Source organism: Octadecabacter algicola, assembly GCF_021532625.1.
Taxonomy (GTDB): Bacteria; Pseudomonadota; Alphaproteobacteria; order Rhodobacterales; family Rhodobacteraceae; genus Octadecabacter; species Octadecabacter algicola.
On the sequence record NZ_JAKGAR010000004.1, the window covers coordinates 210,477 to 223,542 of the forward strand.

Here is a 13,066-nt window from a genome sequence, read left to right on the forward strand (position 1 = left end):
GTGCAAACAGTGTGAGAGCCATGACACATCTAAAACAGACCCGCCGACGATTCATAGCAAGCGGGACCAGCCTGACAGGTGCTGCTGCCCTAACCGGAACCTTTGGCGTGATGACACCAGCCCATGCGCAGACCTTAGCCCCCACTCCTTCAATGCGAGGCGGAGCCAATAACTATCGCCCCGATGCACCCATCGTTGAAAAAATCGGCGGTGGTGGATTTTGGATGACAGGGAGCGTGCGCCGAGTAGGTGATGGCGCCCCACTAGAAGGTATTCGTATTCAGGTCTGGGCGCACACCACCGAAGGCCATGAACGAGACCCCCACAGCCACGGCGCGACATTGACACAGGCCGACGGGACATTCCGCCTTGAGATGCCGCAGATCGTCCCTGCCTTCGGACAGGCTCATGGCCATCTCGCTTATGACAGCGACGAATTCGAGACCGTTTTCCTGCGCCCCATTCTCGAGCGCTCCTCTGACACATCCCTGAACGTGGGTTTCGTTCTCACTCCTGCATGACGGACCGCAATTCTGCCCGTGTCTGGATTTGGATCGCCCTGATTTCGGTATCGGTTTGGTCCCTGATAGACGCGGCCTCAAGCCCGCTGCTGGCCTACCGCGATCCGATCTACATCGCAGCGGGGATCGCAGGCGTTGTCGCTATGATCCTTTTGCTAGCTCAGCCACTTCTCGTCGGGGAGGCTTTGGCGGGGATAAATGGCCGACCCGCGCGCCGCGTGCACCGCATTTGCGGTGGTGCGTTGATTGCGTCGGTCGTTTTGCACATCGTCGCGCTTTGGCTCACCAGCCCGCCCGATGTGGTCGACGCGCTCACTTTTAGTTCGCCCACTCCGTTTTCCCTTTGGGGTGTTCTCGCGATGTGGCTATTGATCGCGACGGGCTTTTTTGCGTTTTTGCGTCTTTGGTGGCGTATCCCGCCTCGTCTGTGGCGGCGGGTACATGGGGCGACAGGGCTGCTGATCGTCTCCTTTAGCGTGGCCCATGCCGTCCTGATTGACGGAACCATGGGCACCGCATCTAAGATCACCCTTTGCGCTTTTACGTTGCTGGCGACAGTGATCACTCTGCGCAAACGGCGGATTTTCTAGGCGCTTAGATTTCAAGAACCTCGATCACCCCACCTAGGCTGCGCAAGGCCCCCTTGATTTGCGGGTTCACTGGGAAATCAGTGTCGAGTTCGACATCGATTTCACCTAATTCGGCATCATCAATGGTAAACGTAATCGGACCACGCCCGCCTTTGACACCGTCACGGATCGCGTTTTGCAAGATACCGTTCACGGTCTCAATCGCACCAACGTCACCAACAAAAACCCGCAAGCCTGACGACCCAGCGTTCGCCACGGCCATATCGGCAGGCGTGACCGAACGGCCCAACAGTTTAAGCTGTTCGGATTCCATCGTGGCCTCAACCCCGATGACGACCTGATTGCCGGTCTCAAGGTGCTCGCGCGCCACTTCCAATGTATCGCTGAACATTGTGACTTCGTATTGGCCGGTAGGGTCTGACAACTGAACAAAGGCAAATCGGTTGCCCCGCGCAGATTTACGTTCCTGCCGTCCGGCCACGGTTCCGGCCATCTTGGCGACGAACGCACCGCCTGCTGCCTTCGCAGTGACCTCATCCAAGGTCAGCACTTTTTCGGATCGTTTCAACGCTGCCATGTAATCATCCAACGGGTGACCGGACAGGTAGAATCCGACAGCTTTGAATTCTTCCGCCAAGCGATGCGCTGGCAACCAATCCTCAACCGGAGACAAGCGCGGTTCCGGCAGATCATCGCCAGCTTCGCCAAAAAGGCTAACTTGATTAGAGTTCTTCTGGTCGTGGATTGCGGCGGAATAGCCCACCAAGGCATCCAAACTGTCAAACACGCGGCGACGGTTCGGATCGAGCACATCAAACGCCCCCGCCCGTGTCAGCATCTCCATCGGGCGTTTACCCACGCGTTTGAGGTCGACACGACGGGCCAGATCGAACAACGTTGCAAACGGTTTGCCCCCGTCCGCTGTTCGCCCTTCGACGATTAGACCCATGGCATCCACGCCAACGTTCTTAAGCGCGCCAAGCCCGTAAACCAACGTGCCGTCCTGTACATCAAACGTAGCAAGTGACGTGTTCACACATGGCGGTGACCATGGCAGCTCAAGTCCCTTTTTCACTTCTTGGAAATAAACGGCGAGCTTATCCGTCAGGTGAATATCGCAGTTCATCACGCCGGCCATAAATTCGACCGGATGGTTCGCCTTTAACCAGGCCGTTTGGTAGCTCACCACCGCGTAGGCCGCAGCGTGGGATTTGTTGAACCCGTAGTTGGCAAACTTGTCCAACAGGTCCCAAACCTCCTGCGCCTTCTTCTTATCGACGTTGTTTTCAGCCGCACCTGCAATAAACTTCGGTTTCTCGGCGTCCATCGCTTCTTGCAGCTTTTTACCCATCGCGCGGCGCAGCAAATCGGCACCGCCGAGGCTGTAGCCCGCCATCTCTTGGGCGATCTGCATAACCTGTTCTTGGTAAACAATGATGCCCTGCGTCTCGTCCAAGATATGGTCGATCGACGGGTGCAGCGTGTCGCGATCCGAGGTTCCGTTTTTCACTTCGCAGAACTTCGGGATATTCTCCATCGGGCCGGGGCGATACAGCGCCACAAGCGCGATGATGTCTTCGATACAGTCCGGTTTCATACGCCGCAACGCATCCATCATGCCGCTGGATTCCACCTGGAACACCGCAACTGTCTTCGCCGCCGCATAAAGCTTGTATGACGCGTCATCATCCAAGGGGATCGCGTTGATCTCGTTTACCGCGCCCTCGGCGGGTTCATACAATTCCGTACCATCCGCAGCGATGTGAATATCGCGGCCAGATTTGCGGATCAGATCGATTGCGTTCTGGATGACCGTCAGTGTCTTCAGGCCCAAGAAGTCAAACTTTACCAGACCCGCTTGCTCGACCCATTTCATATTGAATTGGGTTGCGGGCATGTCGGATCGTGGATCCTGATAAAGCGGCACCAGTTCATCAAGCGAACGGTCCCCGATTACAACACCCGCCGCGTGGGTCGACGCATTCCTGAGCAACCCTTCGATCTGTTGGCCATAGGTCAACAAGCGGTCCACGACCTCTTCGGCATTCGCGGCCTCGCGAAGGCGTGGCTCATCGGCCAGCGCCTTAACAATGCTGACAGGTTTGACGCCCTCAACAGGGATCATCTTGGACAGTTTATCGACCTGCCCATAGGGCAGCTGCAACACGCGGCCAACGTCACGCACGGCGGCTTTACTCAGCAACGCACCAAATGTGATGATCTGGCCGACCTTGTCGCGACCATATTTTTCCTGAACGTAGCGAATGACTTCTTCGCGGCGGTCCATGCAAAAGTCGATATCGAAATCTGGCATGGACACACGTTCGGGGTTCAAGAAACGTTCGAACAGCAGCGAATAGCGCAGTGGGTCCAAGTCCGTGATCAACAGCGCATAGGCCACCAAAGACCCCGCACCAGACCCACGGCCCGGCCCAACGGGAATGTTGTGGTCCTTGGACCATTTGATGAAGTCCGCAACGATCAGAAAGTAACCAGGGAATCCCATTCCTTCGATGATGCCCAACTCGAATTCCAACCGCGCTTCGTATTCCGCCACATCCGCCGCATGGGGAATAATCGCCAAACGGTTCTTTAGCCCCTGTTCGGCCTGACGACGCAATTCAGCGACCTCATCATCGGCAAATTTCGGGAGAATCGGATCGCGCTTATAAACCTTGAACGCGCAGCGTTTTGCGATCTCAACAGTATTCGCGATCGCTTCGGGAAGATCCGCGAACAGCGTGACCATTTCTTCTTGCGACTTAAAATAATGCTGCGGCGTCAGACGGCGGCGCGGTTCATTCTGATCGACGTAGGCGCCCTCGGAAATGCAGATCAGGGCATCATGGGCCTCATAGATTGCAGCCTTCGGGAAATAGACGTCATTGGTGGCGACCAGCGGTAGGTCCAATGCATAGGCCATCTCGACATGGCCTTGTTCAGACAACGCCTCGGCCTCGGGCAAACCGCCATCCACGGGATGGCGCTGCAATTCCACATATAAGCGATCGGGAAACGACGAGGCCAATTTCATCATCATCGCTTCGGCTGCGGGGCGTTGCCCAGCGCGCAACAGACGGCCAATCGGTCCGTCGGGGCCGCCAGACAAACATATCAACCCGTCTGAGTGACGCTCAAGATCCTCCAATGAAACCTGCGGCAGTTCCCCGTTCGCGTCGATATAGGCGCAGGAGTTCAGCTTCATCAGGTTCATGTAGCCAGCTTCGGTTTGCGCCAACAAAACGATCGGCGCGGGCGGTGTGGGGCGGCCTCTTGGGTCGCCGCCTTCCATGCTCACATCGACCTGACACCCAATAATTGGCTGCACGCCTGCCTTTGCGGCGTATTCGGAAAACTCCAGCGCGCAGAACATGTTATTTGTATCAGTTACGGCAACCGCAGGCATGCCCGCGCCCTCGGCTAAGCCGCTAAGTTTTTTAACAGGAACCGCTCCCTCAAGAAGCGAATATTCCGTATGCGTGCGCAGGTGAATGAATTTTGGATCAGCCATGAAGACCAGTCTACCTGCCCGCGCCAACAGCCAAAAGACCCGATTGTAACGACAGCCGATACGCGACCGTAACCCCCTGTAAACCCGCGTGATTAACTTCTGATCGCGCAATACTTAGCTATTTAGCTAAGTATCTTGACAGCTGCGATTTCGCCCCCAATACTGCACCCCATGCAAAGCCAACTCGACTCATCCTTTTCTGCCCTCTCTGATCCAACCCGCCGCGCTGTAATCGAGCGGTTGGTCAATGGCCCGGCCTCTGTGTCTGACCTTGCCAGCCCGCACGACATGGCCTTGCCAACCTTCATGCGCCACCTAAAAGTGCTCGAAGACAGTGGCCTCGTGCGCAGCGTAAAGAAGGGCCGCGTGCGGACCTGCCACATAGAAGCCGCGCCTCTGATGGAATTGCAGGGTTGGCTCGAATGGCAACGCCGCGTCTGGGATCAGCGCCTTGACCGCCTGTCTACCCTCGCCGAAAAAATCAACAGGAACACATCATGACCGACAACAGCACCGACACGTTCACGTTCACCCGTGACCTCGCCCTGAACCCTACCCGCATATGGCCACTTCTCACGCAGCCGGACATGCGCGCGACATGGGGCGCGCCGGGCGAAGGCATGGTTCTCGAAACCCTGTCCTCAGACGTTCGTGTCGGCGGCACTGACCACCAAAGATGTGGCCCTGCCGATGCTCCTGAGTTTGAATCACACACCCGCTGGTATCACCTCGAAGACGCCACCCGCGCCGTTTACACAGAAGTCATCGAAGCAGGTGGCATGGCACTTGGCGCAAGTCTGGTAACACTTGAACTGGTCGCAAAAGGCGCCGGATCATCCCTGTCTGTCACCGTCGCCGTTTCATCTTTCGTAGGCCCCGAAATGATCGCCGAATTCCAAAGTGGTTGGACCGGCAGCATGGAAAACCTCGACCGTTTGGTTGCGGCCCAAGACTGATTGATCTGGGCAAAGGGCTTGCCAATCCCAGCCTGAACGGCTTTGATCCGTTCCAGCGCTGGGGTCTACGCCGCATCGACCTTGCGCCCATACGGCACATTAGTACCGCGGCAGAGCATTCATATGATCGTGACGTTTCTTCTCAACGGGGAAATCGTGGAGGTGGACACCCCACCGACGCAAACGCTGCTGGATTACCTGCGCGAGACCCGCGACCTTAAAGGCACCAAAGAAGGCTGCAATGAAGGCGACTGCGGGGCCTGTTCGATCATGGTCACAGACGCGACCGGTGCCCGCAGCCTTAACGCATGCATTCTTTTCCTACCGCAGTTGCACGGTAAGGCCGTTCGCACCGTCGAAGGACTTGCGGCGCCGGACGGTACTTTGCACCCCGTGCAACAAGCGATGATCGATCATCACGGCAGTCAATGCGGGTTCTGCACACCAGGTTTTGTCATGTCGATGGCAACGGCCCACCTGAATGGCCGCACAGATCACAACGAAGCGTTGGCGGGCAATCTGTGCCGCTGCACAGGCTACGCTCCCATCATCCGCGCCGCCAAATCGGCTGAGGACGCGCCCATCCCAGATCACGTGCGCGACACGCCTCTTGAACTTCCAAATGAAACGCAAATCCCCGCACCCGAAACCAGCGATGCTCTTGCACAGTGGTGCCTCGCCCATCCCGAAGGCACGCTTATCGCGGGCGCCACAGACGTTGGGCTCTGGGTGACCAAAAATTTCGCGGATCGTGATGGAAAGCTCGACGAGGTAGCGTTCCTGAACCGCTGCACCGACCTGCAAAAGATCGACGATCAAGGCGATGCCCTACGCATCGGCGCCGGTGTTACCATGACCGATGTTTTGGCCGCTGTAGGCGATCTGCATCCGTCCTATGCTGAAATGATCCGCCGTTATGGGTCCCTTCAGGTGCGCAACGCCGCGACCATCGGCGGAAATATCGCCAACGGATCACCCATTGGGGACAACCCGCCGGCCTTGATCGCCCTCGGAGCAATTTTGCACCTGCGCCAAGGCGATACCCGCCGTGACCTCCCGATTGAGGACTACTTCATCGACTATGGCAAACAAGACCGCAAACCAGGTGAGTTTGTCGAAGCCGTTACCATCCCGAAATCGGCCGCCGCACTTCGGTGCTACAAACTGTCCAAACGCTTTGACCAAGACATCTCTGCTGTCTGCGGCGCATTCAACATCACGGTAATAGACGAACAAATAACGGACGCCCGCATCGCATTCGGCGGCATGGCGGGCACGCCAAAACGCGCCCCATTGAGCGAGGCCGCCCTGATCGGAAAACCTTGGTCGCTCGAAACCATTTCAAACGCGGCAGCCGGCCTGCGCAAAGACTTCCAACCGATGTCCGACATGCGCGCCTCAGCCGACTACCGGATGGAGGCCGCTATCGGCCAGTTGCACCGCTATTTCGATGACATGAACGGCAATGAGACCGACGTGTTGGAGGTCCGCGCATGAGTGTTTCAAAACCCCTCCCCCATGACGCGGCCCGCCTACATGTAACAGGCACTGCGCGCTATGTTGACGATGTACCATTGCCCAGCGGCACGCTGCACCTTGCCTTTGGCACCAGCACGATTGCGCGCGGCACCATCACGACGATGACCCTCGATCGCGTAAGAAATGTGCCAGGTGTGATCCACGTCCTAACGGCAGATGATTTGCCGTTTGAAAACGATGTCTCGCCCTCTATCCACGACGAACCCTTACTGTCGGACAGTAGTGTTCACTATCTTGGCCAGCCGCTGTTTTTAGTGGTGGCCGACAGCCACCTCAACGCCCGCAACGCAGCCCGGCTGGGCGATGTTACTTACTCCGAAGACACCCCGATCCTATCAATCGAAGACGCGCTCGCTGCGGATTCACGCTTTGAAGACGGCCCGCGAATTTACGCCAAAGGCGACGTCGATATAGCGCTAGCCGCCGCGCCCAACCGCCTAACGGGGTCCTTTGACATGGGCGGGCAGGAACACTTCTACCTTGAAGGGCAAGCCGCCTTAGCCCTACCGCAAGAAGGCGGTGACATGGTGGTGCACTCATCGACCCAGCACCCGACCGAAATCCAGCATAAAGTCGCGGATGCCTTGGGCGTGCCAATGCACAGCGTGCGCGTCGAAATCCGCCGCATGGGTGGCGGGTTTGGCGGCAAAGAAAGCCAAGGCAACGCTTTGGCTGTTAGCTGCGCCATCGCGGCATCCCTTACGGGCAAGCCCTGCAAGATGCGCTATGACCGCGACGACGATATGATGATCACCGGCAAGCGCCACGATTTCCGCATTGAATACGACGTGGGGTTCGATGCGACGGGCCGCATCCACGGGATCGACTTTACGCAATACACACGCTGTGGCTGGGCGCAGGACCTGTCCCTGCCCGTTGCCGATCGCGCCATGTTGCATGCGGACAACGCCTATCTGCTGCCCGCAGCGCGCATCACGTCGCACCGTCTAAAAACCAATATGCAAAGCGCAACCGCCTATCGCGGCTTTGGCGGACCACAGGGGATGATCGGTATTGAGCGGGCGATGGATCACATTGCCCACACTTTGAACCTTGATGCAGCCGACGTGCGTCGCACCAATTACTACGCAGCCGCGGATGACACGCCGTCAGGTCAGACTGGTGCTGGCACAGGAAAACGGTTCGGCGGCGCGCATTCCCCGAACGCCACACCTAAAGACAACACCACGCCTTATGCGATGGAAGTCACGGATTTCATCTTGCACGAGATGACGGACAGCTTGCTGAGCGGTGCAGACTATCGGGCCCGAAAGGCCGCCGTTGCAGATTGGAACGCCAGCCATGCAACGCTCAAGAAAGGCCTCGCCTTTAACCCCGTCAAATTCGGTATTTCCTTTACGCTCACACACCTGAACCAGGCGGGGGCCTTGGTACACGTCTATCAGGACGGATCGATCCACCTGAACCATGGCGGCACCGAAATGGGCCAAGGCTTGTTCCAGAAAGTCGCGCAAGTCGCCGCAAAACGGTTCGGCGTGGACATTGGCGCAGTCAAGATCACCGCGACGGACACTGGCAAAGTCCCAAACACATCTGCAACGGCGGCCTCGTCGGGAACCGACCTCAACGGGATGGCCGTCCAAAATGCCTGCGATACGATCCGTGACCGGATTGCGGCATGCATGGCAGAACTTCATGACACCTCACCAGAAACCGTCACTTTCCACGATGGGCAGGTTCATGTTGCTGACAAAACGCTGTCCTTTTCTGACGCCGCAAAGCTCTCTTATGAAAACCGTGTCTCGCTCAGCGCGACGGGGTTTTACAAAACACCCGACGTGGCGTGGGATCGTATCGCAGGCAAAGGACGCCCGTTCTTTTACTTTGCTTACGGCGCCGCCCTGACCGAAGTCGTGATCGACACCAACACCGGCGAAAACCGCATCCTTCGCACAGACATCCTGCACGATGCAGGCGCATCTCTGAACCCTGCCCTTGATATCGGGCAGATTGAAGGAGGCTACGTTCAAGGCGCAGGATGGCTGACCACCGAAGAACTGGTTTGGGATGACGCTGGGCGACTGCGCACCCATGCGCCCAGCACCTACAAAATCCCCGCCTGCAGCGACCGCCCCGAAGTCTTTAACGTCACTCTTTGGGACGGCGAAAACCGCGCCGAAACGGTTTATCGTTCCAAGGCAGTGGGTGAACCGCCGTTCATGCTTGGAATCTCGGCTCATCTTGCATTAGCAGACGCCTGCGCAGCCTGCGGACCAACCTACCCTGACCTTCAGGCGCCCGCGACAGCCGAGGAAGTTCTGCAGGCAGTGAAACGGGCCCGCGGATGAACGATTTTATCACGGTCACAGTCCAAAACACCCGAGGGTCAGCGCCGCGTGATGCAGGAACAACCATGCGCGTTTGGGCGGATCGTCAAAGCGGCACCATTGGCGGCGGCGCTTTGGAATGGGACGCCGCCCGCATTGCGCGCGACATGCTGACATCAGGCGGCCAAGACACAACACGCACTATCCCGCTGGGCCCTGATCTGGGGCAATGCTGCGGCGGGTCTGTCACCCTAGCGTTTACCCGCACAGCGTCTGAGCCGACTTTTACGGAACCGCCGCTTTGGATTTGGGGCGCAGGCCATGTCGGACGGTCCATCGCAAATGTCCTTGCCCCGCTAGAAGACCGTGACATCACGCTGATCGACACAACGCACGAACGGATGCCCGAGACGCTTGCAGCGACTGTTTCACCACTCGTCGCAGCAAAGCCTGTGCTTGCAGTGCCGCATGCCCCGATAAACGCGGATCATCTGATCCTTACCTATTCACACGACATCGACCTCGCCTTGTGCGATGCCCTTCTGCGACATGACTTCGCTAGCGTCGGGTTGATTGGTTCTACAACCAAATGGGCGCGCTTCCGGTCTCGGCTCGCCTCTATGGGGCATGAGCCTGCCCAAATTACGCGCATTGCCTGTCCAATAGGCGATCCTTCCCTTGGAAAGCACCCGCAGGCCATTGCGGTTGGCGTTGCGGCGGCGTTAATCTCTGCGTCGGCACGAATGGCCGCAAAGGACCGAACTGGATGAACGACCCTCTCCTGAAACTATCAGGCCTCACCAAGGCGTATCCCGGAGTCGTTGCCAACAACGATGTGTCTTTCAATATCCGCGCCGGTGAAGTGCACGCGTTGTTGGGGGAAAACGGGGCTGGAAAATCCACATTGGTCAAAACCATTTACGGGTTGGTCAAACCCGACAGCGGCACCATGACGCTTGAGGGTGCGCCATTCACCCCTGCAGAACCCCGTGTGGCGCGTGCCGCTGGTATCGCGATGGTCTTCCAGCACTTTTCCCTATTCGAAGCCTTAGACGTCGCGGAAAACGTCGCCTTAGGCATGGAAAACCCACCGCCCATGCGCGACCTCGCCGCGCGCATCAAGGAGGTATCGGAAACCTACGGCCTGCCGCTTGATCCATCGCGTATCGTCGGCGACCTTAGCGCAGGTGAACGCCAACGGGTCGAAATTATCCGCTGTCTTTTGCAAGACCCCAAAGTGCTGATCATGGATGAACCGACCTCGGTCCTGACCCCGCAAGAGGTTGAAATCCTGTTTGAAACCCTGCGCAAATTGCAGTCCGAAGGCACCGCAATATTATACATTTCCCACAAGCTCGAAGAAATTCGCGCGTTGTGTGATGAAGCCACAGTCCTACGCCTTGGCGAGGTCGTAGGAACCTGTGATCCACGCACGAGCAGTGCCCGCGAAATGGCGGAGCTGATGGTCGGCGGCACACTGCACGTGCCCGAACGCGAAATCGGGGAGTCCGGCGAAACGCTTATGAAGATCAAAGGCTTGTCCGTGGCCTCGCCCGCTGAATTTGGCACGTCTTTGAAAGGCATCAATCTGGATATCCGCGCGGGCGACGTCATTGGTATCGGTGGCGTTGCGGGCAATGGTCAGGATGAACTTCTGGCGGCGCTGTCTGGTGAAATTCGAACCCCAGCGGGTAACATCTTCTTTCACGATCAAGACATCGGCCACCATGCGCCGGATTTGCGCCGCAGTCTCGGCATTTGTGCCGCCCCAGAAGAACGTATGGGCCACGCCGCCGCACCCGACATGTCCCTAACCGAGAACGCCGCCTTGACGGGCCGTAAGCGGAAAAACCTCACCAAGAACGGCTTTATCGATTGGGCAAGTGCACGCACCTTCGCAGAAGAAATAATCGAACGCTTTGACGTTCGCACGCCAGGAACTGCCAACGCTGCGCGGTCCCTATCCGGCGGGAACCTGCAGAAATTCGTTATCGGGCGGGAAATCTTGCAAGACCCTCAAGTCTTGATCGTGAACCAACCGACATGGGGCGTGGATGCGTCTGCCGCCGCCGCGATCCGGCAAGCCTTACTTGACCTCGCGGCCAAGGGGGCCGCGGTCATCGTGATCAGCCAAGACCTTGATGAACTCATGGAAATCTCTGACTATTTCGCCGCGCTGAACGAAGGACGGCTATCGCCACTCCGCCCAGCGCAAGGGCTTACGGTCGACGAAGTCGGGCTCATGCTTGGTGGTGCCCACGATATGGAGGTCGCCCATGTTGACGCTTGAAAAACGCCCCCAGCCCTCGCAATTTTGGTCCTACGCGGCGCCATTGGTGGCTGTTGTCCTGACAATGATTGCAGGTGCGGCCCTATTTGCATCCCTCGGCACGCCGCCCATCGAAGCGCTTTCGAAAATCTTTTGGGAACCGCTGTTTGGCGAATTCAACTTTTTCTATCTGCCGCAACTTTTGGTGAAGGGCGCACCTTTGGTCGCGATCGCTTTAGGTCTGTCGCTTGGGTTCAAGGCAGGCATCTGGAACATTGGGGCCGAAGGGCAATACATCATCGGTGCACTGTGCGGTGCGGCGGTCGGCCTAGCGTTTTACCCCATGGAATCCCGCTGGCTTATCTTTCCACTAATGCTGATTGCTGGGGCCTTGGGCGGGTTTGCATGGGCCATGATCCCCGGAATCTTGCGGGTAAAATTTAACACGAACGAAATCCTTGTTTCGTTAATGCTCGTCTATGTGGCTGAACAATTGCTGGCCTCAATGGCGCTTGGCCTCATGAAGAACCCCGAAGGTATGGGCTTTCCGGGGTCGCGCAACTTGTCGCAATACGCCTCATCAAGCAGTTGGATCGACCAAGGCTACGGCATGCACTGGGGCGTCGTTATCGCCCTGATCGCCGTGATCTTCGCCTATATCCTGTTCTCAAAACACATTCTCGGGTTCCAAATCAAACTGGCAGGCCAAGCCCCACGCGCGGCGGCATTTTCGGGCGTTAACCCCGCGCGATTGGTGCTGTTTTGCCTTGGCACATCGGGCGCACTGGCGGGACTTGCGGGCCTTACGGAGGTTTCGGGCCCCGCCGGACTGGTCAGTATCGATTTCAATGTGGGCTACGGGTTCACCGCGATCATCGTCGCCTTCTTGGGGCGCCTGAACCCAATCGGTATCCTTTTCGCAGGGGCGCTGATGGCGCTGACCTATATCGGCGGTGACGTGGCGCAGTCGTCCCTCGGCCTTCCGGGTGCAGCGATCCAAGTTTTCCAAGGCATGCTGTTGTTCTTCCTTTTGGCCGTGGATGTGCTGACGAATTACCGCGTACGGATCAAACAGGGGGCGGTGGCATGATCAAGCCGGTGATGATGGGTGCCCTGATGGGCCTGATGATGATTTGGATGCTGCACGGCCTGATAACTGGTGATTCACAGCTCAGCGGCAGCGCACAGACTGTATTTATCGGCGCGCATGTGGTGCTAGTCTTGGTCGCACTAAGTGCCGCACTGTTCTCAACGCGTCTATCACCTCGCCTGCGTGGCTGGATGGATCGCTTACATCGTCCATCTTTGCATCATTTCGCAGCCATGCTGGGCGGTGCCGCGATGGTCGTGGGGGCCATCCACTTGAGTATTCACGGACTGGGAGGCGTTTGA

At 57.7% G+C, this 13,066-nt stretch carries 11 protein-coding genes; 10 read left to right on the plus strand and 1 reads right to left on the minus strand.

Features of this window, described 5'->3' with window-relative positions:
• The first annotated feature begins 20 nt into the window (after positions 1-20).
• Together L0666_RS16130 and L0666_RS16135 are read left to right on the plus strand one after the other, a co-directional pair.
• Entirely contained in the window at positions 21-521 is a 501-nt protein-coding gene (locus L0666_RS16130) for a peptidase associated/transthyretin-like domain-containing protein (protein ID WP_235262417.1), read from the plus strand.
• Positions 518-1,111 (plus strand): ferric reductase-like transmembrane domain-containing protein, encoded by a 594-nt coding sequence (locus L0666_RS16135; protein ID WP_235262418.1) that lies wholly within the window; start codon positions 518-520, stop codon positions 1,109-1,111. Before L0666_RS16130 ends, L0666_RS16135 begins: the two co-directional genes overlap by 4 nt.
• Positions 1,112-1,115: 4 nt before the next feature.
• Here L0666_RS16135 and dnaE read toward each other — a convergent pair whose 3' ends face one another.
• Positions 1,116-4,622 (minus strand): DNA polymerase III subunit alpha, encoded by a 3,507-nt coding sequence (gene dnaE, locus L0666_RS16140; RefSeq protein WP_235262419.1) that lies wholly within the window; start codon positions 4,620-4,622, stop codon positions 1,116-1,118.
• Positions 4,623-4,793: 171 nt separating this feature from the next.
• On the opposite strand from dnaE, the gene L0666_RS16145 reads away from it, so the two are divergent.
• The 8 genes from L0666_RS16145 to L0666_RS16180 all read left to right on the plus strand — a co-directional run bounded on the left by L0666_RS16145 (position 4,794) and on the right by L0666_RS16180 (position 13,066).
• Complete coding sequence (locus L0666_RS16145) at positions 4,794-5,123, plus strand: ArsR/SmtB family transcription factor (protein ID WP_235262420.1); 330 nt, start codon at positions 4,794-4,796, stop codon at positions 5,121-5,123.
• Positions 5,120-5,578: an SRPBCC domain-containing protein gene (locus tag L0666_RS16150; RefSeq protein WP_235262421.1), complete on the plus strand. Its 459-nt coding sequence runs from the start codon at positions 5,120-5,122 to the stop codon at positions 5,576-5,578. The genes L0666_RS16145 and L0666_RS16150 overlap by 4 nt, the downstream gene beginning before the upstream one ends.
• Positions 5,579-5,701: 123 nt before the next feature.
• On the plus strand, positions 5,702-7,075 hold the full coding sequence (xdhA, locus tag L0666_RS16155; protein WP_235262531.1) for a xanthine dehydrogenase small subunit: 1,374 nt from the start codon (positions 5,702-5,704) through the stop codon (positions 7,073-7,075).
• Positions 7,072-9,426 carry a xanthine dehydrogenase molybdopterin binding subunit gene (gene xdhB, locus L0666_RS16160; RefSeq protein ID WP_235262422.1) on the plus strand — a complete coding sequence of 785 codons (2,355 nt, stop codon included), beginning with the start codon at positions 7,072-7,074 and terminating at the stop codon, positions 9,424-9,426. The genes xdhA and xdhB overlap by 4 nt, the downstream gene beginning before the upstream one ends.
• On the plus strand, positions 9,423-10,175 hold the full coding sequence (xdhC, locus tag L0666_RS16165) for a xanthine dehydrogenase accessory protein XdhC (protein WP_235262423.1): 753 nt from the start codon (positions 9,423-9,425) through the stop codon (positions 10,173-10,175). The genes xdhB and xdhC overlap by 4 nt, the downstream gene beginning before the upstream one ends.
• The gene (locus L0666_RS16170; protein WP_235262424.1) at positions 10,172-11,695 is read left to right on the plus strand and encodes an ABC transporter ATP-binding protein; all 1,524 of its coding nucleotides are present in this window, start codon (positions 10,172-10,174) and stop codon (positions 11,693-11,695) included. Before xdhC ends, L0666_RS16170 begins: the two co-directional genes overlap by 4 nt.
• Entirely contained in the window at positions 11,682-12,764 is a 1,083-nt protein-coding gene (locus tag L0666_RS16175) for an ABC transporter permease (protein WP_235262425.1), read from the plus strand. The genes L0666_RS16170 and L0666_RS16175 overlap by 14 nt, the downstream gene beginning before the upstream one ends.
• On the plus strand, positions 12,761-13,066 hold the full coding sequence (locus L0666_RS16180; RefSeq protein WP_235262426.1) for a hypothetical protein: 306 nt from the start codon (positions 12,761-12,763) through the stop codon (positions 13,064-13,066). The genes L0666_RS16175 and L0666_RS16180 overlap by 4 nt, the downstream gene beginning before the upstream one ends.